General features: G+C 43.3%; 22 protein-coding genes and 2 tRNA genes. 8 read left to right on the forward strand and 16 right to left on the reverse strand.

Going from position 1 to position 21,023, the window contains the following annotated elements:
• Positions 1–23: 23 nt before the first annotated feature.
• Together IDJ75_RS18675 and ppk1 are read right to left on the reverse strand one after the other, a co-directional pair.
• Positions 24–911 carry a Ppx/GppA phosphatase family protein gene (locus tag IDJ75_RS18675; RefSeq protein ID WP_191177181.1) on the reverse strand — a complete coding sequence of 296 codons (888 nt, stop codon included), beginning with the start codon at positions 909–911 and terminating at the stop codon, positions 24–26.
• Positions 908–2,962 carry a polyphosphate kinase 1 gene (gene ppk1 / locus IDJ75_RS18680; RefSeq protein WP_191177182.1) on the reverse strand — a complete coding sequence of 685 codons (2,055 nt, stop codon included), beginning with the start codon at positions 2,960–2,962 and terminating at the stop codon, positions 908–910. Before ppk1 ends, IDJ75_RS18675 begins: the two co-directional genes overlap by 4 nt.
• 159 nt (positions 2,963–3,121) lie before the next feature.
• Between ppk1 and IDJ75_RS18685 the strand changes: the two genes are divergently transcribed.
• The gene (locus tag IDJ75_RS18685; protein ID WP_191177183.1) at positions 3,122–3,613 is read left to right on the forward strand and encodes a YajQ family cyclic di-GMP-binding protein; all 492 of its coding nucleotides are present in this window, start codon (positions 3,122–3,124) and stop codon (positions 3,611–3,613) included.
• A gap of 20 nt (positions 3,614–3,633) precedes the next feature.
• Here the strand turns inward: IDJ75_RS18685 and rnhA are convergent, their stop codons facing one another.
• Positions 3,634–4,101, reverse strand: coding sequence for a ribonuclease HI (gene rnhA, locus IDJ75_RS18690; protein ID WP_191177184.1), 468 nt, complete (start codon positions 4,099–4,101; stop codon positions 3,634–3,636).
• A gap of 95 nt (positions 4,102–4,196) precedes the next feature.
• Positions 4,197–6,287, reverse strand: coding sequence for a heavy metal translocating P-type ATPase (locus IDJ75_RS18695; RefSeq protein ID WP_191177185.1), 2,091 nt, complete (start codon positions 6,285–6,287; stop codon positions 4,197–4,199).
• Between the two features lie 108 nt (positions 6,288–6,395).
• Here IDJ75_RS18695 and IDJ75_RS18700 point away from each other — a divergent pair.
• Positions 6,396–6,469, forward strand: a tRNA-His gene (locus IDJ75_RS18700).
• Positions 6,470–6,525: 56 nt separating this feature from the next.
• On the opposite strand, the gene IDJ75_RS18705 is transcribed toward IDJ75_RS18700, so the two are convergent.
• From IDJ75_RS18705 to IDJ75_RS18730, 6 genes are all read right to left on the reverse strand, one after another.
• Positions 6,526–6,885: a DUF2200 domain-containing protein gene (locus IDJ75_RS18705; RefSeq protein WP_191177186.1), complete on the reverse strand. Its 360-nt coding sequence runs from the start codon at positions 6,883–6,885 to the stop codon at positions 6,526–6,528.
• A gap of 84 nt (positions 6,886–6,969) precedes the next feature.
• On the reverse strand, positions 6,970–7,356 hold the full coding sequence (locus IDJ75_RS18710) for a hypothetical protein (RefSeq protein WP_191177187.1): 387 nt from the start codon (positions 7,354–7,356) through the stop codon (positions 6,970–6,972).
• 74 nt (positions 7,357–7,430) lie between these two features.
• Positions 7,431–8,480 carry a class 1 fructose-bisphosphatase gene (gene fbp, locus IDJ75_RS18715; protein WP_191177188.1) on the reverse strand — a complete coding sequence of 350 codons (1,050 nt, stop codon included), beginning with the start codon at positions 8,478–8,480 and terminating at the stop codon, positions 7,431–7,433.
• A gap of 24 nt (positions 8,481–8,504) precedes the next feature.
• Complete coding sequence (locus IDJ75_RS18720) at positions 8,505–8,996, reverse strand: metallophosphoesterase family protein (RefSeq protein ID WP_191177189.1); 492 nt, start codon at positions 8,994–8,996, stop codon at positions 8,505–8,507.
• Between the two features lie 30 nt (positions 8,997–9,026).
• Positions 9,027–9,743 (reverse strand): tRNA1(Val) (adenine(37)-N6)-methyltransferase, encoded by a 717-nt coding sequence (locus IDJ75_RS18725; RefSeq protein ID WP_191177190.1) that lies wholly within the window; start codon positions 9,741–9,743, stop codon positions 9,027–9,029.
• Positions 9,743–10,468 carry a glycosyltransferase family 2 protein gene (locus IDJ75_RS18730; protein WP_191177191.1) on the reverse strand — a complete coding sequence of 242 codons (726 nt, stop codon included), beginning with the start codon at positions 10,466–10,468 and terminating at the stop codon, positions 9,743–9,745. The genes IDJ75_RS18725 and IDJ75_RS18730 overlap by 1 nt, the downstream gene beginning before the upstream one ends.
• Positions 10,469–10,580: 112 nt before the next feature.
• On the opposite strand from IDJ75_RS18730, the gene pbpC reads away from it, so the two are divergent.
• The 3 genes from pbpC (at position 10,581) to IDJ75_RS18745 (ending at position 13,970) form a co-directional block, all read left to right on the forward strand.
• The gene (gene pbpC / locus IDJ75_RS18735) at positions 10,581–12,965 is read left to right on the forward strand and encodes a penicillin-binding protein 1C (protein ID WP_191177192.1); all 2,385 of its coding nucleotides are present in this window, start codon (positions 10,581–10,583) and stop codon (positions 12,963–12,965) included.
• A 9-nt stretch (positions 12,966–12,974) separates the two neighbouring features.
• Positions 12,975–13,685 (forward strand): 3'-5' exonuclease, encoded by a 711-nt coding sequence (locus IDJ75_RS18740; RefSeq protein WP_191177193.1) that lies wholly within the window; start codon positions 12,975–12,977, stop codon positions 13,683–13,685.
• 87 nt (positions 13,686–13,772) lie between these two features.
• Complete coding sequence (locus IDJ75_RS18745) at positions 13,773–13,970, forward strand: hypothetical protein (protein WP_191177194.1); 198 nt, start codon at positions 13,773–13,775, stop codon at positions 13,968–13,970.
• 138 nt (positions 13,971–14,108) lie between these two features.
• Here IDJ75_RS18745 and IDJ75_RS18750 read toward each other — a convergent pair whose 3' ends face one another.
• Together IDJ75_RS18750 and IDJ75_RS18755 are read right to left on the reverse strand one after the other, a co-directional pair.
• Positions 14,109–15,131: an LLM class flavin-dependent oxidoreductase gene (locus IDJ75_RS18750; protein WP_191177195.1), complete on the reverse strand. Its 1,023-nt coding sequence runs from the start codon at positions 15,129–15,131 to the stop codon at positions 14,109–14,111.
• Between the two features lie 88 nt (positions 15,132–15,219).
• A complete protein-coding gene (locus IDJ75_RS18755; RefSeq protein WP_191177196.1) occupies positions 15,220–15,912 on the reverse strand; it encodes an adenylate/guanylate cyclase domain-containing protein in 693 nt (230 codons plus the stop codon).
• A 204-nt stretch (positions 15,913–16,116) separates the two neighbouring features.
• On the opposite strand from IDJ75_RS18755, the gene IDJ75_RS18760 reads away from it, so the two are divergent.
• Both IDJ75_RS18760 and IDJ75_RS18765 read left to right on the forward strand, forming a co-directional pair.
• A complete protein-coding gene (locus tag IDJ75_RS18760; protein ID WP_191177197.1) occupies positions 16,117–16,374 on the forward strand; it encodes a CHC2 zinc finger domain-containing protein in 258 nt (85 codons plus the stop codon).
• 94 nt (positions 16,375–16,468) lie between these two features.
• On the forward strand, positions 16,469–17,104 hold the full coding sequence (locus IDJ75_RS18765; RefSeq protein WP_191177198.1) for a hypothetical protein: 636 nt from the start codon (positions 16,469–16,471) through the stop codon (positions 17,102–17,104).
• A 175-nt stretch (positions 17,105–17,279) separates the two neighbouring features.
• On the opposite strand, the gene IDJ75_RS18770 is transcribed toward IDJ75_RS18765, so the two are convergent.
• The 4 genes from IDJ75_RS18770 to IDJ75_RS18785 form a co-directional block, all read right to left on the reverse strand.
• Positions 17,280–18,095 carry a helix-turn-helix domain-containing protein gene (locus IDJ75_RS18770; RefSeq protein WP_191177199.1) on the reverse strand — a complete coding sequence of 272 codons (816 nt, stop codon included), beginning with the start codon at positions 18,093–18,095 and terminating at the stop codon, positions 17,280–17,282.
• A gap of 54 nt (positions 18,096–18,149) precedes the next feature.
• The gene (locus IDJ75_RS18775) at positions 18,150–19,184 is read right to left on the reverse strand and encodes an SDR family NAD(P)-dependent oxidoreductase (RefSeq protein ID WP_191177200.1); all 1,035 of its coding nucleotides are present in this window, start codon (positions 19,182–19,184) and stop codon (positions 18,150–18,152) included.
• Between the two features lie 296 nt (positions 19,185–19,480).
• Positions 19,481–19,562 (reverse strand) — tRNA-Leu (locus IDJ75_RS18780).
• Positions 19,563–19,644: 82 nt separating this feature from the next.
• Positions 19,645–20,433 (reverse strand): cobalamin-binding protein, encoded by a 789-nt coding sequence (locus IDJ75_RS18785; protein ID WP_191177201.1) that lies wholly within the window; start codon positions 20,431–20,433, stop codon positions 19,645–19,647.
• 62 nt (positions 20,434–20,495) lie between these two features.
• Here IDJ75_RS18785 and hscB point away from each other — a divergent pair, with 62 nt between their 5' ends.
• Entirely contained in the window at positions 20,496–21,020 is a 525-nt protein-coding gene (gene hscB / locus IDJ75_RS18790; RefSeq protein ID WP_191177202.1) for a Fe-S protein assembly co-chaperone HscB, read from the forward strand.
• Positions 21,021–21,023 lie beyond the last annotated feature (3 nt).

Here is a 21,023-nt window from a genome sequence, read left to right on the forward strand (position 1 = left end):
TTAAACAATTTATTAAAATAAATTTAATGTACTGAAGTATAGTTCTTTTCTATCAAAGTTTGTATAATTCCGTCAACCATACCCACTGTAGGCACGTAAATACTCTTGATATTTGCGCATTTCAGCACAGTTAAATAAATTTCGCAGGCGGGGATAATTACGTCTGCCCTGTCCTGGTTAAGGCCAAGCACGTTGATGCGGTCTTTAAGTGAGAACGAATCAAGGTAATTATACAGCGCCCTTAATTTAATATAACTTAAGGCAACACCATCTTTTTCCTGCGATAGTTTGTACAGTTTGTTAATGTTACCACCGGTACCAATGCCGTAGATATTTTTGTAACCCTTGGTATACTCGCGTATAAAATCTTTCATCTCATTCCAGGTCTCGTCCTTGTCCTGGTTATCCAGGATACGGATAGTACCCAGGTTAAATGACTGCGACGCCACCAGTTCGCCGTTACTAAATAACGAAAGTTCGGTACTACCGCCACCTACATCAATATACAGGTAGTTTTTGCTTTTATCGATATTAAGCTCGGCATGGCTGGCATAAATTATTTTGGCTTCACTTTCGCCGTGCACAATTTGCAGGTCGATGTTGGCCTCGGTTTTGATCAGGTCGGCAACTGCCTGCCCATTCTTTGCTTCGCGCATGGCCGATGTGGCACAGGCCATGTAATCGGTAACCTTATAAACATCCATCAGGTTACGAAAAGCCTGCATGGATTTTACCAGGTCGGTAGTTTTTTTCTCAGATATGTTCTTGTCAAGGAAAGCGTCGTCTCCAAGCCTTACCGGTACACGTATAAGCGTATTCTTCTTAAACGATATTGAACCTTTATTCTCTATAATTTCGGCTATCAGCAGCCTTACTGCGTTCGACCCTACATCAATGGCGGCGTATCTCAATTTGTTATATTTTTATTTTTCAGATAGGTGTAAATGTCTATTTGGGCACGGGTAAGCAACTCCGACCGCGTTTTATGATACCTGTTAACGGCATTGCCGGTAATATCGCGGGCTTTTGTGTTATCTTCCAGCTGTATATTTATGATATCCCTAATCTCTTTCCGCAAGTCATCATCCAATATCGGGAAGCCAACTTCTACGCGGTTATCAATATTGCGGGTCATGAAATCGGCGCTTGTTAAATAAACAAGCTCTTTGCCCCCGTTGCCATAAATATGCACACGCGCATGTTCCAGGTATTTATCTACAATGCTTATTACTTCTATATTTTCGCTAAAGCCTTTTTGCCCCGGTATAAGGCAGCACATACCGCGCACTATAAGCTTTATCTTCACCCCTGCGTTGCTGGCCTGGTATAGCTTGTTGATCAGTTGTTCATCGGCAAGGCTGTTCATTTTAAATATCATGTACGCCTTTTTGCCAGCCCTTGCAAACTTCATCTCATTATCTATCAGCTTGTAAATAGCCGGGCGCGAGTCAATGGGCGATACGATCAATGTTTTTAGGCCTTTGGGTAGTACGCTTCGGTTTAACGCCCTGAAGATAGCCACCAGGTCAACAGTAATCCTTTTATCGGCTGTAAGAATGGTATGGTCGGCGTAGATGGAAGCGGTCTTTTCGTTAAAGTTACCGGTAGACAGGCAAGCGTAATGCGCCGGTTTGCCTTTTTCCATACGGGTAACCAGGCAAATTTTAGAGTGTACCTTATAACCGTCTATGCCATACAGCACGTTTACCCCCTCCTCTTCCAGCTTATTGCTCCAATAGATATTGTTCTGCTCATCAAAACGGGCGCGCAGCTCAACCAGGCAGTTCACCTTTTTACCGTTTTTAGCGGCGTTGATAAGCGCATGGATGATCTTTGAATTTTCGGCCAGGCGATACACCGTAATACTGATCTCTTTTACTTTTGGGTCAATAGCGGCCTCGCGTAAAAAGTGGATCACATAATCAAACGACTGGTATGGCGTGCTGATCAGGAAATCTTTCTTAGCGATCATTCCCATCAAACTCTTACCGAACGACAGCCCCGCAACAGGCAGCGCGCTGTTCTTTTTATATTCCAGATCGGGCCTGCCGACGTTCGGGAACGAAATAAAATTTTTAAAATTATGGTAACGGTTACCGGGTATTAGGCTTCCTTTATCGATCTTCATCTTTTTGACCAGGTAGCCAATCATATCAGGCGGCATTTCGCTGTCATAAAGCAAGCGCATGGGTTTCCCCTTGCGCCTTTTTTGCAGGCTTTTGCTCAAAGCATCTACAAACTTTACACTTACTTCTTTATCCAGGTCGAGCTCCGCATCGCGGGTTAGCTGCAGCGAGTAAGCTTCTATCGAATCATGATCAAATATGAAAAAGATATCCTCCAGGCTATACCTGATAATATCATCCAGCAGGATAATAAATTTCAGGTTATTTGTTTCGGGCAGCACCAAAAACCGGGAAAGATTATCCGGGAATTCGATAAGCGCGTAGCGGGATTTCTTATTTTTAGTAAGCCTTACAAAAAAGTAGATGGCCCTGTCGCGCAGTTCAGGCAGCGGCAGTTCGTCATCCAGCATAATAGGCACCAGGGTAGATAGCAGACGCTCCCTGAAAAAGCTTTTCACAAATTCCCCTCGGGTAACGTTCAGTTGCTTATCATTCAGGATAAAGATCTTCTCTTCGGCCAGTTGCTTTACAATAATGTTCTCGTACAGGTTATGAAATTTCTTTTCCTGTTTTACAACAATACTTTTTATCTGGCTTAGTATTTTTTTAGGGTTGTAGCCTAATATCTCTTTAGCGCGTTCGTTTAAATTGGCTAAACGGCTAAGGGTTGCTACTCTTACACGGTAAAACTCATCAAGGTTTGATGAGAATATAGCCAGGAACTTAATCCTTTCAATAAGCGGCACGGTTGGGTCGGCAGCTTCCTGCAAAACCCTGTCATTAAAATACAACCAGCTTATTTCCCTGTTTATTAACGGAATGTTCTTAGTATCCATATAGCTATAGCCACAAAACTGCTTATTTATTTGTTAATTTAATATTAACTTATCTGTATTTTAAGATGTTTTGTATATTAAATTTAATATTAGCCTATAATGTATATGGCAAATGCAATTGTTACATTAGCTTTGTGTTAATTATAAAAAAACAACATTATGCCATCATTTGATATAGTAAGCAAGATTGACGGACAAACACTTGATAACGCCATTAACGTTGCTAAAAAAGAAATATTGAACCGTTACGATTTTAACGGCTCAAAAAGTACTATCGACCTGGATAAGAAAACCAATGAGGTTACCATTGTAACAGAGGATGATATGCGCCTTAAAGCCATTACCGATTCCATCATCAGCCGTATGGTAAAGCAAAGCCTGGACCCTAAAGCGCTTGACTTTGGTAAAGAGCAGTATGCATCAGGTAACATGATCCGTAAGGAGATTAAAATAAAAGAAGGTATTGATAAAGAAGCCGCTAAAAAGATTGTAAAGAAGATAAAAGACAGCGGCCTTAAAGTACAGGCAGCCATTATGGACGACCAGGTGCGTGTTACTGCCAAAAAGATTGACGACCTGCAAGCTGTTATTAGCCTGTGCCGTACCGAAGACTTTGGCCAGCCGTTGCAGTATATAAATATGCGGAACTAAGTATCCTTCCTAATACATTATTACAGACCTGCTTTAGCTGATTCTACTTCAAAAACAGAATCAATGAGCAGGTCTTTTTGTTTACCGGCAGCAACAGCAAGCTGGTCGCAGCGCTCGTTTTCGGGATGGCCGTTATGGCCGCGCACCCATACAAACTTTACCTGGTGCATTTTGGCTATAGCCAGGTAACGTAACCACAGGTCTTTATTCTTTTTATCCTTAAAGCCTTTGGCTACCCAACCGTGCACCCAACGTTTTTCGATAGAGTCTATCACGTATTTAGAGTCGGAAAAGATGGTTACCTGTTGGTTGGGTGTTTTGATAGCCTCCAGCCCGGTGATCACGGCCAGCAGTTCCATTCGGTTATTGGTAGTTTTGCGGTACCCTGCAGACAGCTCCTTGTAATGCTGGCCCGACCGTAATATAACCCCATAACCACCCGGCCCCGGGTTTCCGCTTGATGCACCGTCTGTGTAAATTTCTATCATATGCCCCTATCCCCTGAAAGGGGAACAAAAGTAGCATAAGTTATATTAAATGCCCATAAGATTTTTAAAAACTCCCCCTTTGGGAGTTGGGGAGCTTAGCTAACTTTCTTGATCTTCAAGCGCAGTGAGTTACCTATCACAATAACATCCGAAAATGCCATGGCAAAGGCTCCTACCATCGGGTTTAAAAAGCCAAGCGCGGCTATAGGTATAGCTACAATATTATAAGCGAACGCCCAAAAAAGATTTTGTTTGATGGTAATGAGCGTGTGTTTGCTGATCTGCAGGAATGTAACCACCGATTGCAGATCGGTATTCAGCAAAATAACCCTGGCCGATTGTATGGCTATCTGGCTGGCATCATTCATAGATACGCCAACATCGGCGTGGGTAAGCGCCGGGGCATCGTTTATGCCATCGCCAACCATAATGGTTTTGCCTTTTTTGTGGTACATGTCAACCACCTTTAGCTTATCTTCGGGCAGCATTTCGGCATGTATCTCTTTTATACCTAATGTGGCGGCTAACGTGTTGCAGCGTAAAGCTTTATCGCCGCTTACCAAAACGGGTACAATTCCGGCTTTTTTAAGTTGGGCTATCAGGCTGGCGGCATTCGGTTTTATGGTATCATCAACCGCAATTTGAGCCATACGTACCTGATTGCGGTATAGCGTAAGGTTAAAATGATCGGGTGTTTTGTGCTTGGCCGTACCTAAAAAGTAATTATTGCCGTCAACATCTTCGGCACGCATCCCCAGGCCTTTCTCCTCTTTTGCCGTACGCAATATTAGTTTTTGCTGCGGGTAGGCCTGTAATTCGCTCACCAGCGATTTTGCTATAGGGTGGTTAGAGCGCTCTTCAATAGCGCTTATTACACCACGCACCTGTTCTATATTAAAACCTTCTTCAAGTTTTATCTCTTTAATGCTGAATTTACCGGTAGTTAGTGTACCTGTTTTATCAAACAATACAAATTTTGTATTGGCAACGGCCTCAATAGTGTCTCCACCCTTAATCAGGATGCCGTTTTTAGCCGCGCGGCCCAAACCAACCATCACAGCAGTTGGCGTAGCCAAACCCATCGCACACGGGCACGATATTACCATCACCGCTATGGCGTTCATCATAGAACGCTGCAGGCCGGCATCGGTAGCAAAATAGGTGATCACAAACGTACCCAGTGCTATCAGTAATACCACAGGTACAAATATCGAAGCAACCTTATCCCCCAGTTTTTGTACCGGCGGTTTGGCAGCCTGCGCTTTTTTCATGAGATCTATAATTTGCGACAAGGTGCTGTTTGCCCCTACTTTGGTAGCCAAAATGCGGATATTACCCTGCTGTACAATGGTACCGCCTATAACTTTGTCATACTTGGTTTTAGCAACGGGGATACTCTCCCCTGTTATCATAGCCTCGTTTAATAAGGCATTGCCGCTGATGATATCCCCGTCTACCGGTACCTGGTCGCCCTCGTTCACCAAAAGCGTATCGCCCGCGGCAACATCTTTGGCGCTTATAACCTCAACACTGCCGTTTATAACCCGGTTGGCATTAACCTGCTGAAACTTCATCAGGTTTTTTACTGCTGATGTGGTTTGGTTTACCGAGCGCTTCTCGAACACGTTACCCAACAGCACCAGCGTAATTATGGTAGCAGCAGTTTCATAAAACAAGTAATGCCCGCCCAAATTTTCAATAGTACCCACCAGGCTATATATAAAGGCACTGGCAGACCCGATAAAGATGAGCACATCCATATTAGGCATACCATTTTTTAACGAACTGTAGGCACTTTTACCAAAGTGCAGGCAGCCCACAATAAACACCGGCAGGCATAAAATTAACTGAACGATGGGGTTATGTAAAAAATGCCACGGCAGCAGCATATGCAGTAAAAGTGGCGCTGTAAATATGGCGCAGAAGATAAATTTGTTCTCTACCTTATCATAAAAAGGTGTGGGCTGCACATTTTCTTCGTCTACAACCTTAAAACCAAGTCCCTCTATATCTTTTATAATTTGCGGAAGAATGGACTGGTCGGCGGTGCTGAATTTCACCTCCTCAGACGCAAAACTCACCAGCACATTGTGCAAGCCTTTCTTCTCCAGTAATTTATGAATGCTCATTGCGCAATTATTGCAATGCATACCCGTAACATTCAACTCCACTAATTGCTCTGCCATAACTACAAAAATAAACTGTAACCCGCTGAAACAGGTAAGCTTAGTGTAATTTTAAAAAATGCTTTGCATATTGGCTTAAGATTTCTATTTTTGCATCCTCCAAACACGGTAGATGTAGCTCAGTTGGTTAGAGCATCGGTTTGTGGTACCGAGGGTCGTGGGTTCGAGCCCCATCATTTACCCGAAAGCCTCTCATGAAAATGGGAGGCTTTTTTGTTTTGATATTTTTAGGTTTATCTTAACGCAATATCTTTTCCATCTTACGTCCCTTTGCCAGTTCATCTACTAACTTATCCAGGTACCGTACCTGTTGCGTTAAAGGGTTCTCAATTTCCTCTATTCGATACCCGCAGATCAGCCCTGTAATAAGCGACGCGTTGGGGTTTAGCGAAGCCGTTTGAAAAAAGGTTTCAAACGTTGCTTTTTGATCCATCAGCTCTTTTAGTTTCCCGTCATCAAAACCGGTTAGCCACGTTATAACCTGGTGCAATTCTTCTTTGGTGCGGCCCTTCTTCTCCACCTTTGCCACGTACATGGGGTAAACCGAGGCAAAGGTCATTTTTGCAATACGCTCGTTGTGATTGTCGGTGGTATCCATACTTTATATAGGAAGTTATTTAATATTGGTTACCCCAAAATAAACACAAAACATCCATAATCAAAAACGCACCATAAACGCTACTTACTTAACAGGGTAACTGCCACGCAATCTTTTATCGTCAGCTACTATACGCTCAATCATCTGGCTATGCGATGGGCTATCGTCTTCCGCATTAACTTCAATGGCTCCGTAATTATTCAGGGCATCGGCTGCTTCCTGTGCCTCACGGGCTGATACCGCATGCACGGTAACAATAGATCCCTTACGCCCAAGCGAGGCAAAATGCATGGCCTGCCTTTCATCATCTATCAGGTGGCTGAAAAAATCGCCTATGCGATTATGCTCATCTGTTTGCTCTCCGTGGGTGTGGATGTCAATATTTTCACTTGTAAATTCGTTCCCCAACAGGTACGAGCTTGCTTCTTCTGCAAGGTGTACGTTATCAAAAATTCCAACTACTGTTATCATCCACAAATAATAAAATATACCGCAAATTGTTTTACCTGTTAATGATGCAAAACAATATGTGTGGCATCTTTCCTCTACTGCAAACACACTTCCCCTTCAAAATTCTTTTTGGTGAGCTGTGGCGAAAAGCAGGCCATCATTTCTTCGGCTTTGGCCACCATGTTTTTTGAGCCGATAAAGATAGCTGAACGTTGGTGCAGTTCAGTTACATCCAGTTCTAAAATACGGTTGTAGCCGTTACTTGCGGTACCGCCCGCCTGTTCAATTATAAATGCCATGGGGTTACATTCATAAACCAGGCGTAGCTTACCATTTGGTGCTGCGGCCGTTAGGGGGTAAATAAATATGCCGCCTTTTATCATATTGCGATGCAGATCGGCCACCATAGAGCCTATATAACGTGATGTGTAAGGCCTTTTTGTTTTGGCATCTTCTACCTGGCAGTATTTAATATACTTTTTTACACCATCCGGGAAATGTGAATAGTAGCCTTCGTTGATAGAATAAATAACCCCATCATCCGGGATGCACATATTGGGGTGCGACAGGCAGAACTCGCCTATCGAGGGATCTAACGTAAAACCGTTAACACCTTTGCCCGTGGTATACACCAGCATGGTTGATGAACCGTAAATTACATACCCTGCGGCAACCTGCTCGGTACCGCGCTGCAATACATCAGCCAGGTTTGCTTTTCCTTCCGGAGATATACGGCGATAGATAGAAAAGATGGTGCCCACCCCTACGTTCACATCGATGTTTGATGAGCCATCCAAAGGGTCAATAGCTACAATATATTTGGCATTTTTTGACACCTCCGAATCTATATGGATGCATTCGTCGTTTTCTTCTGATGCTACCATACAGCATTCACCGCCATATTTAAGGGCAGATATAAATTGCTCATTGGCGTAAACGTCCAGTTTCTTTTGCCCTTCGCCCTGTATGTTCATGGTACCGGCATCTCCCAAAATGTCGGCAAGGCCGGCTTTGTTTACCTCGCGGTTCACAATTTTGGCGGCTATGCCAATGTCACGCAATAACCGCGACAACTCCCCTTTTGCGTATGGAAAATCGGCCTGTTTTTCAATAATAAATTGCCCTAAAGTTTTAACTGCCTTCATATAGCTTAGTGTAAAAACTACATATTATTTATGCAGTTCAATAACGTCTAAGGTATGAATTTTTTCATCAGTTATAGAAAATCTTATTAAAGTACGCACCTTGTGCCAACCCTGTTTGCCAGCTGCACCGGGGTTTAAATGCAAACAATTTATCTTTTTATCGTAAATCACTTTCAGGATATGTGAGTGCCCGCTAATAAATAACCCAGGAGGCTTAGTGTATATTTCACGCTTCACATCCGGCGCATATCTATCAGGATATCCGCCAATGTGCGTCATCCAAACATCTACCTTTTCGCACATAAAACGCAGGTGCTCCGGGTACACTTGTCGCACGTCAGCACCGTCGATATTGCCATATACACCCCTCAGTGGTTTAAAGGCCGCAAGCTTATCGGCCAGCCCAATGTTTCCAAAATCACCGGCATGCCAAATCTCGTCGCAATTCTCAAAATGTTTAAAAACGGCGTCGTCTAAAAAACCGTGGGTATCTGATATCAGGCCTATGCGGGTCATTTTTATTTCGAATATTAAATTTCGATTTTTTTAAAATATTGTCAGGAAATCGCCCAAAGCTAACTGGTACTCCAGTGAATAAACTTTTGGCGCATCATAAATTACAAACTCATCTTCAACAATACCTTTCTGCTCTTTGCCGAAGGTTAATATTTCGCGGTGCGGCACAGAATCGGCAAATGATTTTATAGAAATAACCCTTTGCAAATGCAGCTGATATTTGGGCAGCAGATCCTTCACTACCGATGCTGTTGGCAAAGGTAGTATCAACTGGCAGGTACCTGTATCCGTGAGGTATTCGTCTGTGCAGCGCAGCAGTTTCTTAAAAAAAGTGCCGTCGGTATGCCGCGCAAGTCGTTTTTGCTCATCGGCTGATGCAAGCGAATCTAAAAAGAACGGTGGGTTGGATACGATCAGGTCGTGCTTTTTCCAATGATAGTTTTTAAAATATCCCTCAAAAGTATTAAAGGTTGAGTATACCCTGTACAAAAATGGGGATGCTTTAAAATTCCTGTCGGCCACCTCTGCGGACTCCTCATCAATATCAACTCCATCAATATGGGCAACAGCAAACCTTTGGGCCAGCATCAGGGCAATTACGCCGGTGCCGGTACCAATATCAACAATACTTTGTGGGTTATTTGCAGTAGCCAATGCACCAAGCAAAACCCCGTCGGTATTTATCTTCATGGCGCAACCGCTTTGGTCAACCTCAAATTGTTTGAATTTAAAGATGTCTGCGCCCATTACCTGGTATTGAAAAGCCCATATTTAAGGATACAATAAATAGCGCGAACGCCATCCTTCCATCCTATTTTTTTACCATCATCATATGTACGGCCATAATATGAGATACCTACCTCATAGATGCGAATTTTGGGGATACGAGCAATTTTTTGAGTTATTTCCGGCTCAAAACCAAATCGCTGCTCACGTAATTTTATAGATTGCAGCAGTTTGGTATCAAACAGTTTATAGCAGGTTTCCATATCGGTAAGGTTAAGGTTGCTCATCATATTTGAGAGGAACGTTAACCACCTGTTACCTATTGTATGCCAAAAGAAAAGGATGCGGTGCGGGTTACTACCCATAAAGCGCGAACCGTAAACCACATCGGCAAAACCCTTGCAAATGGGCTTTAACAGGTCGTTGTATTCGGCAGGGTCATATTCCAGGTCGGCATCCTGGATGATGGTGTAGTCGCCTGTAGCCTGTGCAATACCTGTATGTAAAGCCGCCCCTTTTCCTAAATTGTGCGGGTGTTTAAAATACCTGATATCGATAGTAGTATTTTCTGCCTTATAATTAGCTACCGCTTGTTCGGTATTATCGGTAGAGCAGTCATCCACAATAATAATTTCCTTTTGGATGTCATCAATCAACTCAACAGCTTTTATCTTATTCAGAATGAGGTGAATGGTACTGCCTTCATTATATGCCGGGATAATTATTGATAATTTACCTATTTTCATCAGAATAATTTGTTTTTTTATGGTGATAAAGCAATCATGAGCCGTTTTATCATTCCGGTTTTGAGCTGGTTGCTCATGATGGTTTCATTGTGAATTATAAAATATCAATTTAATGCTATCGCGAATAAAGCAAGATCTTAAAAAGCCAAAAGTAATGATATTAACGGCTATTTTACTTGCTTTAGCGTTATGGTTTACCTTATGCCTGCCCAAACCACTGTTTAACACCCCAACATCGTTTGTTATTGACGATGATACCGGTCAGTTATTGGGGGCCTCCATAGCTACCGACGGACAATGGCGCTTCCCCTACAACGCGGAAGCCCCCTCAAAGTTCAGTAAATGTATTATTGCCTTTGAGGATAAACGCTTTGAAAGCCACTGGGGGTTTGACCCATTGGCATTTGGCAGGGCCATTAAACAAAACATCAAATCAAAAAGGGTAACCAGCGGGGGCAGCACGCTCACCATGCAGGTGATACGCCTGAGCACCCGCCACAACCGCACCGTTTGGAACAAACTGGGTGAAATATTCATGGCCCTGCGATTGGAGATCACCTACAGCAAAAAAGAAATAATGGCCCTGTACGCCAGTAACGCCCCATTCGGCAGTAACGTTATCGGGCTGGATGCGGCCTCATGGCGGTACTTTGGCCGCGGGCCCGAAAAGCTTTCATGGGGCGAAATGGCTGCGCTGGCTGTACTGCCCAACTCGCCATCATTAGTACACCCCGGCAAAAACAGGCAGATCCTTTTAAGAAAGCGCAACCTGCTGCTCGACAGGCTTTACAAACAGGGCACTATCGATAGCACCACCGCCGCGCTCGCCAAATTTGAGCCAGTGCCCGAAAAACCTATGCCTTTACCGCAGGCAGCGCCCCATCTTTTACAGCGCTTTAAAGCGGATTTTAAAAGTAATAAACAGGCTTTTACCCGCCTTAAAACGACCATAAAAAGTACGCTACAGGAACAGGTTGGCGATATACTGGAAAAGCACCACCAGGTTTTAAAAGCTAACGATATCAACAACATTGCGGCTGTAGTTTTAGATGTGGAAACCGGCGCTACGCTTGCCTATGCAGGCAACATAGCCCACCGCGAGGATCCTGAGATGGAAAGCGATGTAGACGTGGTGAATGCGCCGCGCAGCCCGGGTAGCACACTAAAGCCACTGCTTTACGCCAGTATCTTGCACGATGGCTTGATACTACCCAATAGTCTCATTCCCGATGTACCCACGCAGATAGCGGGTTACCATCCTGAGAATTTTGACCTGGGTTATGATGGCGCGGTGCCTGCTTCAAACGCTCTCTCTCGTTCGCTTAATGTGCCTGCGGTAAAACTGCTTCAGCAATACAAATACGAGCGCTTTTATGATAAGCTGCAAAAAATAGGCATCAGCACCCTGAAACAACCTGCCGACCATTATGGCCTATCACTCATACTGGGTGGCGGCGAAAACACCCTTTGGGAGCTTACCGGCGCATACGCAGATATGGCCCGTGTGCTAAACCACTATAACAAAAACGGGGGCAAATACAGCGTTGATGATTACCATTCGCCTGTGTACACTAAAACTACTGCGGAGAAACCCAAACTGGAGAAGAACGGCTTATTAGATGCGGGATCTATCTATTACACGCTGCAAGCCATGGAAGAAGTAATGCGCCCGGGCGAGGAAATGCTCTGGCAGCAGTTCAGCTCTACCCAGCGCATTGCCTGGAAAACCGGCACCAGCTTTGGCTTCAGGGATGGCTGGGCAATCGGCATTACCCCAAAATATGTGGTAGGTGTTTGGGTGGGTAATACTGATGGCGAAGGAAGGCCGGGTTTAACGGGAATCAGCACCGCCGCACCGGTATTGTTCGAGATCTTCCGCCTGCTGCCTGCCGCGCGCGAATGGTTTGATGAGCCTGCCGGCGAACTGGTTAAAATAAAGGTTTGCCGCGAAAGCGGTTACCGCGCCGGGCAATACTGCGATAATGCTGTGGAGCAATGGGTACCCAAAACAGGTTTAAAAGCGCCCGTATGTCCATGGCATAAGCTGGTGCATCTGTCTGCCGATCAGAAATACCAGATGACGGGTAACTGCACCTCGCCGGATAACATGGTCAATAAAAGCTGGTTTGTGCTGCCACCATCTATGGAATATTACTACAAGACCAAAAACTACCAGTATCACGTACTGCCCCCCTTTGCCCCGGGCTGCGATCAATCGGAAGCCAACCCGATGGAACTCATTTACCCAAAAGACGGCGCCAAAGTTTACGTACCACTGGAAGCCGACGGCAAGCGCGGTCGCATGATCTGTAACGCGGCGCATAGGCAGTCGGGCGCAAAGATATTCTGGCATCTGGATGGTAAGTATGTAGGCGAAAGCAGCGCGTTCCAGCAAATGGCGCTAAATCCGTCACCGGGTTTGCATAAACTTACTTTGGTTGATAACGCCGGCAACACCCTGCAAATAAATTTTGAGGTGCTGGATAAGAATAAATAACTTAGTGCTATGCTTGAACAATATGACCTGAGCAACCTGATGGTTTTAGATATTGAAACCGTACCGCAATACCCTACCTATGCCGAAGTGCCCGGGCACATGCAGGAACTTTGGGCTCAAAAAACCCGTAACGTACGCAACGAAGAAACCGCCGAGGCCTTTTATGAACGCGCCGGCATCTGGGCAGAATTTGGCAAGATAGTCTGCATCTCTGTAGGGATATTTACCAACAGCGGCGGCAACCACCCGGGGTTGCGTGTAAAATCATTCGCCGGGCATGATGAAAAGGAATTACTGGAAGATTTTAGCAGGATGCTGAGCGGCCAACCCCTAAGCCTGATCCTGTGCGCACATAACGGCAAGGAGTTCGATCTGCCCTACATTTGCCGCCGGATGCTGATTAACAGTGTACCGTTCCCGCCGCATTTACAGATCCAGGGTAAAAAGCCCTGGGAGATCCCCCATTTGGATACGATGGAACTTTGGAAATTCGGGGATTATAAAAACTACACCTCGCTGAGCCTGCTTACTGCAATTTTCAATATACCTACACCAAAAGATGACATAGACGGCAGCCAGGTTGGGCATGTTTACTGGGTAGATGATGCTTTAGAACGCATTTGCACCTATTGCCAAAAGGACGTGATCGCGACAGCGCAACTTATTCGCCGCTATCGCGGGGAGAGTTTGATTGAGGATGAATATGTGACGGTAGTTTAATTAATGCGCAGATAAAATAACAATCTGAAATATAGATTTCTTTTCCATTTTTAGTTAACTTGTGATAAACAATATAACTAAAAAATCATGAAAAAAATCAGTACCAAGTACAAGTTACTTACAAGAGAGGAAACAAAAAAAATTTTAGGTGGTAATCCAGTAGAACCACCCTGCCCGGACGGCAAAGTAAGGAAAAGTTGTTTTTCAGGTGGATACTTTGGTGGAATACCTGTTAATCACAACTACTGTCTATTGCCAGATGAGCCTTGTCCCCTAGGATCGTAACAGCCATAATTTTACAGCAGCTAAACTTCGCTTTATTAATAAGCGAAGTTTAGCTGCTGTTTCTGAGATTGCATTTCTTGCGAAGCTGTAATATTTACAGATTACTATAGGCGCAAAACTGACAATATTGTAATAACATTAATTCTTTTTAAGCAACGGAATCACCTTCGTACCGATCAGTTCTATCGAGCTCATCAGTTGCGCATGCGTTAACCCGGCATTATCCATCTGGAAGGTAAACCTGTCTACACCGCCTAAAGCCTCGCTGTGCCTTAATAACTTTTCGGCAACCTGCTGTGGCCCGCCAACAACTAAAACGCCTTTTGGCGCCACCAGGCTATCAAATTGCGGCCTGGTTACCGGCGGCCAACCCCGCTCCCGCCCTAATTTTGTCCATAGCTCGGCATAGCCGGGATAATAATCTGCAATGGCTTGTTCATCGGTAGCAGCTACATAGCCCGGAGAATGTAAACCTACCTTTAATTGGTCAGGCGTAAACCCTGCACGACTGCCAGCCTCACGGTAAATATCAACCAACGGGCGGAAGCGGTGAGTTTCGCCACCTATTACTGCTACCATTAAAGGTAAACCCAAGCTGCCCGCCCTCGCGAATGATTCAGGTGTACCGCCAACACCCAACCATATAGGCAATTTCTCTTGTAATGATCTTGGGTAAACAGGTTGGTTATCCAAAGGTGCCCTAAACCTGCCCGACCAGGTGATAAATTCGTTATCCCTTATATTGAGTAAAAGATCAAGCTTCTCCCGGAAAAGCGCGTCATAATCATTCAAACTAAAACCAAAAAGCGGATAGGCTTCCACAGACGAACCCCGGCCAACCACCATTTCGGCCCGGCCTTTAGAGATCAGATCCAGCGTTGCGAAGTTTTGATATGCCCGTACCGGGTCTGTCGCACTTAATACGGTAACTGCGCTGGTTAAACGGATGCGGCTGGTTTTAGCCGCTGCTGCTGCAAGAATAACATGCGGTGCCGAATCTAAAAACTCTTTTTTATGGTGCTCGCCTATACCAAAAACATCAAGGCCTACCTTATCAGCATGCTCTATCCTTTCTAATAACTGCGCCATAGCGTCAACACTGCTCAGCGAATTGCCTGTACCATACATGGCCGAAGCGAAACTATCAACTCCTACTTCCATATTTTTAATTTATATGTTTAAACATCAAATATCGGAAATTTGTTTCGCTTGTTATAACAGCTGTATATATTGTGACATTGAGGAAATATTAACCGGAAATGGCCAGCAGGTAATCCATATCCTGCCTTGTGCCTGAAATACTGTGGCCGGTGTTATATGGCTTACCGGCCAGGCGTACCTGCTGCCACTGAGTTATGCCCTGTAAGCGTACAGTTTGCTGTTCAAAAACGCCTTCATCATCAAGCAGGCGATAGGTATTTTCCGAAATCAACAGATCGTTGTTCAACTCTTTGGTTTTTAGCTGCAACCGTGACGCGATATTTACAGGTAAACCCATTACAGATAAGGCGGGTGGCCCATCAAGGGCAAATTCACCTACAAAAACCTTCCCGGTATTAATACCCACACCAATTTCAAGCGGGCCTCCGTAAAAAGGTTCGGCATAAGCGGTATTAAACAGGCCTACAGTTTTAAACATCATTTTAGCGGCCTGGTAAGCATTGTTTGCGGCCTCGCGCACGTTGGTTTGTAAGCCAAATACGGCATATAAATTATCACCGGCCATCTCTACTACTTTACCCTGGAAATTTTTTACGATTTGATTAAATGCTGTAAACAGGCGGCGGACTACCTGTATAACCGACTGACTCGACTGAACTTCCATCAGCCGGGTAAAATTGCGTATATCAAGAAATAAAACAGTTAGCTCCTGTTCGGTATCCGGTTTTATATCGGCTGCTATGGGGCAGCAAGTATTCAGCATCAGGTAATCGTTTTCCATAGTTGTAAAGTTTCTATAACGGTATAGACGACAAGGTGAGGAAAACATTTTAAACAAAATTCAAAAAATACAGTCGTGATAAATGGGTGACTTTATTTTAATCTCCGGATGACAATTTGGGCAAACATTCCCCTCCGCTATATACTTTTCCACAAGTGTTGCCCTTAAAAACGGCATTAGGTATGTTTGCGACCCAGATTTCATATGATGAACAGCTCGATGAACCTTGTTGATATTGCATCCAAATATATTTTACTGCAACCCAGCCGCAAAGCCTTAAAGGGCAAGTGCCCGTTTCATAAAGACGAGACTACCTCCCTGCTTATTATCCCGCAAAGCAATGTATTTAAATGTTTTGGCTGTGGCGCCGAAGGAGGGCCAATGGAGTTTTTGATGCGAATTGAAAATAAAAACCGCACTAAAGTAATTGCCGATATAGCAGAAAAGACTTTCCCGCAATAAGTGTTTGGATTATTCCCGGCAGTAGCACTATGCTTTAGTGTTTTTTAATAGTTTTATAAAGTACCTTAGATTCAAAAATTATTAAAAAACTCACATGGGAATATTTGACATCTTTAAAAAACAGAATAAGGACGTGTTAGAAAATTCGGTATACGAATTATTATTTTGCGACAACCCCGACCTTTATAAAAACAACAATCAGCAACCTGATAGTTATCCATGGAATATTTTATTTTCTGACACAACTGACAATGCTGACCTTGAAAAGATAATTGCAGATACCAACGCTGAATCGCGGGTTAAAATATTGGCTTATAACAAATTGCTTGATCGTGGCCAAAAGATTAATAAAAAAGAATTGCTTGGCGTAATTATAGAAATTGGACTTGATAACGGGCTTGATGTATTAGCTTCGTTCAGAGACGGGACTGCACGCTATATTAACCAGAGCGGGAAAATAATTATTTGGGAAACAACCGATACTACCTCAGCCAATTTAACTGACAAACTTTTTGATAATAGTTATGAAGTGGTTAATAAAATTGGCCCTTGGGATAAACCAAGGTTACCAAGACCGAAAAAAGGTGTTGTGCGTATTACCTTCTTGGTTTCGGATGGATTGTATTTTGGTGAAGGCCCAATAAATGTACTATTTAGTGACCCAATGGCAGCACCTGCATTATCATCGGCGGCAGAGTTAATGAAGTATTTAGTAGAAAAGGCTTCTTGAAACAGATACCTGTTGCATAAGTTTAAACCCAATCAAAATTTACCGGGTTTAAACTTATGCACCTAACGGTACAGAATTCGAACCATTTTTTAAAGGATCTAGCTATCCTATGCGAGTTATCTGCCATTTAAGAACTTTTAATAACACAAAGTATCCTAAGAACAGTTGTTTCAATTTATTTAGCTTTTGGCAATTTACTTGGCGTAAAACCAAATTGTTTTTTAAACGCATATGAAAAGTGCGAGAGGTTTTCAAAACCCGTTTCTAAATAAATTTCAGAAGGTTTGCGGTTCTTTTCAGCCAATTGGTATCGGGCAAGTTCAAGCCTTTTTTGTGTGAGCCATTTCTGAGGCGTTGTACCATACACTTTCTTAAAATCACGCTTAAAGGTCGTTAAACTTCGGCCTGTCAGATAACCGAATTTTTCTATGGGCATGTTAAACATATAGTTACGCTCCATAAACTCGACAAGGTTAATTTTATGCGGTTCAGAAAAATCGGACAAAATGTGATCTATATTGCTTTTTATAGATCTCAATATGGCTATCGCCTCCTGTATTTTCAACTCCGAAAGTTCGCGCGGCAATTTATACTCTAAGTCGAAGTAGGGAAGCATAGACGCGAAGAAACTATTCAGTAAAGGCCCTTTGGATAAAGGAATAATGACATCACTTTTATACCTTGTAACAGCATCAATTTTTTTATGCTCGTAAAACGCTTTCAGAACATCCTGGGTCAGCTTTACAATAATCGCCCTGTAGGGCAAACCGTCTTTTCCCGTTTTAATGAGCCGCGCTAACCGGTTCTTAGGGAATAAGAATGTTTCCCCTGATTCAAAGAAGTAAACTTTATTAGATTCGATTACTTTCAATTGACCTGATAAAACTCGAACTACAGAATGCTCTTCAGCAACCAGTTCACTATTTTGATGAACTGCTTCGCTACAGGTAAATACAATCTCTGCATAATTGTTTATTTGCCGTACTGCCATGCTACAAAAGTAAAAAATAAGGCCCAACAGTACAGGGCCCTACCTTTTTGTCTATTAAAAATTAAATTTTGTATTCGTCAGTTCCTCGCTCAAAGCCCAAAGCCTCTGTGCCGCATTCGGTTCCAGGGCAAATGGTGCCACACCGAATGTCCCGCCAGGGTTGCTCTTCCCTGCGTTACTATCATAGGCATCGGGATCGTAACCGGCAACTTCTACATCTTGCAAATAAACACCGCCTATATTTTGCAATTGTGGACTTGTTGCGGCCCATACTGTTGTGGCGGCGCCTTGCTCTTTAGTCTTAGACATTTTTTGCATTGCTGCCTGGGCTTCTTCATTTGGTGTGCCGTCAGCATTTACAGCACCCAGATTAACAAAATCTTCAAAGGTCAGGTGCCTGCTCAAATTGGTATCCAACATCAGACCGGGATGCAGTGAATAAGCGCGGACACCGAACGGACGTGCTTTTTTATCTAACTCTACAGTAAATAGCACGTTAGCTGTTTTAGATTGGCCGTAGGCCTCAAATTTGTTGTATTCTCTCGTATGATAATTAACATCATCAAAAAATACGGGAGAATAATGGTGTGCCGAAGAGGAAACCTTCACCACCCGTGCTCCTTCTGTCTTCTTAAGGGCTTCCCAAAGTTTTGCTGTCAGTTGAAAATGTCCTAAGTGGTTAGTAGAAAACTGTGCCTCATAACCTCGGCTGTCACGTTGTAAAGGTGTCCACATGATGCCCGCATTATTGATTAACATATGCAATTGCCTATCTGATGCCAGGAATTTTTCAGCAAACGAAGTAATAGAGGCAGGTTCCGTTAGGTTCATCGGCTCCACTTCTACATTGGCAACTCCATGAAGATTTAATTTTGCTTTTTCAATATCCCTGGCAGGTACAATTACTGTCGCACCTGCCTTAAACAACGTTTTGGTGATTTCCAGGCCAAGGCCTCCGTCGCCGCCTGTTACAATAGCAACTTTTCCATTAAGATCCACTCCTTTTATAACATCAGATGTTGTGGATGCTGCGTTGAAGCCTGAACCTACCGATTTTTGCAAAGCCCCATTATAATTATTTTGTTCCATTTTATTAAAATTTATGAAACCAAAATTAGCCGCTAAAGCATTAGGGTGTTTTGTTATAAAGGCCGAAAAACTTTGTTCAAAAGACCGTAAAGTTCCAATGTGATTTTTTAAGTCAGTGTGGGAGTAGAATTACGATTTATCAAAAAGATTTTTGAACTATTAGTAGTTGGGTTACCCGAAATCGAACCAATAAATCTCTAAAATACAACCATTTTAAAATGAAGCACTTTAAATAACAAATCTATCGAACCAAAAAGCCTTCAAAATCGTTGATTTTGAAGGCTTTTACTTTTAAGTGCGGAAGAAGGGACTCGAACCCCCACGCCTCGCGGCGCCAGATCCTAAGTCTGGTGCGGCTACCAATTACGCCACTTCCGCGTTTGGTTTTTAAGAGAGTGCAAAGATAGCTTTTAATAGCAAACTTTAAAACGGAATTTTACTTTTTTGTTTATCTGCCTCATTACTTTGCTGTTAATTTATCAATAAGTTTATTAAAGTACCCAGGCGAGTGCAATAACCTGCTCCCGTACCACGAAAACAGCTCACCATCTACTAATTCAATTTTTGCATCGGGCAGCATCTGTTTAAACTCATCAATGTGTTTTTGTGCGAATGGATAAGGTTCTGACGAAAGTAGTAATATATCGGGCTTTGCGGCTATTATTTCATCTACACTCAATTCAGGGTAGCGACCGGCCTGTATTACATTTTCAAAACCGCATAACTGCAGCATACTATCTATAAAAGTATGGTTACCTGCTGCCATATAGGGTTTGCGCCATATCAGATACATCACCCGCTGTTTAGGCTGTGCCGGTAATAACGATTGGAAATTGTTAGCAATTTTATCAACAAGCTCTTCTGCTTTACTTTCCGCACCCGTTATTTGCCCTACTTTAGTTATCATATCAAGCGCTGTAGGCAGGTTGTGGATGTTGCTTATCCAAACCGGGTAATGCTTTATCAGTTCTTCTACCTGGCTTTGCTCGTTCTCTTCTTTATTAGCGATGATCAGATCGGGCTGCAGGTTATGTATAGCTTCGATATTTAATTGCTTGGTGCCCCCTATTTTGGCTATGCGCTTTACCTTATCTGCCGGGTGGATGCAAAATTTGGTTACGCCTACCACACGTTCGTCCAAACCAAGGTAAAACAACAGTTCGGTTTGTGAGGGCACAACAGATATGATCCTTTTGGGCGTTTGCTGCACATGTACAGCCTTATTCATCTGATCGTAAAATACCGGCATACTTTATAGTTAGGCTAAGGTAAAGTAAATTTTGGCCACCAAAAATTCGTATTTTTGCACCGATGAATTATTTTGAATTTTACGGGATAGCCGAAACATTTAAGCCGGATGCTGCGCTGCTTAAAAAGCAATTCTACGCTTTCAGCAAGCAATATCATCCCGATTTTTTCGCCAATGAGGATGATGCCAAACAGCAGGAAATACTGGAGCTATCGACCCTGAACAATAAGGCCTACCAAACGCTTAGCGACCCAAATAAACTGCTCGATTATATTTTAAGGCTGCATAACCTGGTTAGCGAAGGTGCAAAACCACAGCTTCCGGCAGATTTTTTAATGGAGATGATGGACATTAACGAACGATTGATGGACATTGAAACTGCCGACCAATTTGGCCATATTGGCGCGGAAGTAGCTGCCATTGAGGGCGATATGACCGAAGAGCTTAACGCACTTACAAAAGATTACGAAACACTTAACGATACTGCTAAAGAAAGCAGGCTAAATGATATTGCAAATATTTATTACAGACAAAAATATCTGTTGCGAATTAAAGAGAGTTTAGATACATTTGCAGCCCGCTTCTAAGCA

Source organism: Mucilaginibacter rigui, from assembly GCF_014773275.1.
Classification (GTDB): domain Bacteria; phylum Bacteroidota; class Bacteroidia; order Sphingobacteriales; family Sphingobacteriaceae; genus Mucilaginibacter; species Mucilaginibacter rigui_A.

Bases quoted from the DNA above. Each gene is read 5' to 3' on its own strand.
- IDJ75_RS18775 (WP_191177200.1), bottom strand. From the start codon at position 19,184: ATGGAACAAAATAATTATAATGGGGCTTTGCAAAAATCGGTAGGTTCA.
- hscB (WP_191177202.1), top strand. From the start codon at position 20,496: ATGAATTATTTTGAATTTTACGGGATAGCCGAAACATTTAAGCCGGAT.
- IDJ75_RS18765 (WP_191177198.1), top strand. From the start codon at position 16,469: ATGGGAATATTTGACATCTTTAAAAAACAGAATAAGGACGTGTTAGAA.
- pbpC (WP_191177192.1), top strand. From the start codon at position 10,581: ATGCTATCGCGAATAAAGCAAGATCTTAAAAAGCCAAAAGTAATGATA.
- IDJ75_RS18745 (WP_191177194.1), top strand. From the start codon at position 13,773: ATGAAAAAAATCAGTACCAAGTACAAGTTACTTACAAGAGAGGAAACA.
- IDJ75_RS18740 (WP_191177193.1), top strand. From the start codon at position 12,975: ATGCTTGAACAATATGACCTGAGCAACCTGATGGTTTTAGATATTGAA.
- fbp (WP_191177188.1), bottom strand. From the start codon at position 8,480: ATGAAGGCAGTTAAAACTTTAGGGCAATTTATTATTGAAAAACAGGCC.
- IDJ75_RS18750 (WP_191177195.1), bottom strand. From the start codon at position 15,131: ATGGAAGTAGGAGTTGATAGTTTCGCTTCGGCCATGTATGGTACAGGC.
- rnhA (WP_191177184.1), bottom strand. From the start codon at position 4,101: ATGATAGAAATTTACACAGACGGTGCATCAAGCGGAAACCCGGGGCCG.
- IDJ75_RS18760 (WP_191177197.1), top strand. From the start codon at position 16,117: ATGATGAACAGCTCGATGAACCTTGTTGATATTGCATCCAAATATATT.
- IDJ75_RS18695 (WP_191177185.1), bottom strand. From the start codon at position 6,287: ATGGCAGAGCAATTAGTGGAGTTGAATGTTACGGGTATGCATTGCAAT.
- IDJ75_RS18720 (WP_191177189.1), bottom strand. From the start codon at position 8,996: ATGACCCGCATAGGCCTGATATCAGATACCCACGGTTTTTTAGACGAC.
- ppk1 (WP_191177182.1), bottom strand. From the start codon at position 2,962: ATGGATACTAAGAACATTCCGTTAATAAACAGGGAAATAAGCTGGTTG.
- IDJ75_RS18710 (WP_191177187.1), bottom strand. From the start codon at position 7,356: ATGATAACAGTAGTTGGAATTTTTGATAACGTACACCTTGCAGAAGAA.
- IDJ75_RS18785 (WP_191177201.1), bottom strand. From the start codon at position 20,433: ATGCCGGTATTTTACGATCAGATGAATAAGGCTGTACATGTGCAGCAA.
- IDJ75_RS18770 (WP_191177199.1), bottom strand. From the start codon at position 18,095: ATGGCAGTACGGCAAATAAACAATTATGCAGAGATTGTATTTACCTGT.
- IDJ75_RS18705 (WP_191177186.1), bottom strand. From the start codon at position 6,885: ATGGATACCACCGACAATCACAACGAGCGTATTGCAAAAATGACCTTT.
- IDJ75_RS18730 (WP_191177191.1), bottom strand. From the start codon at position 10,468: ATGAAAATAGGTAAATTATCAATAATTATCCCGGCATATAATGAAGGC.
- IDJ75_RS18685 (WP_191177183.1), top strand. From the start codon at position 3,122: ATGCCATCATTTGATATAGTAAGCAAGATTGACGGACAAACACTTGAT.
- IDJ75_RS18755 (WP_191177196.1), bottom strand. From the start codon at position 15,912: ATGGAAAACGATTACCTGATGCTGAATACTTGCTGCCCCATAGCAGCC.
- IDJ75_RS18725 (WP_191177190.1), bottom strand. From the start codon at position 9,743: ATGGGCGCAGACATCTTTAAATTCAAACAATTTGAGGTTGACCAAAGC.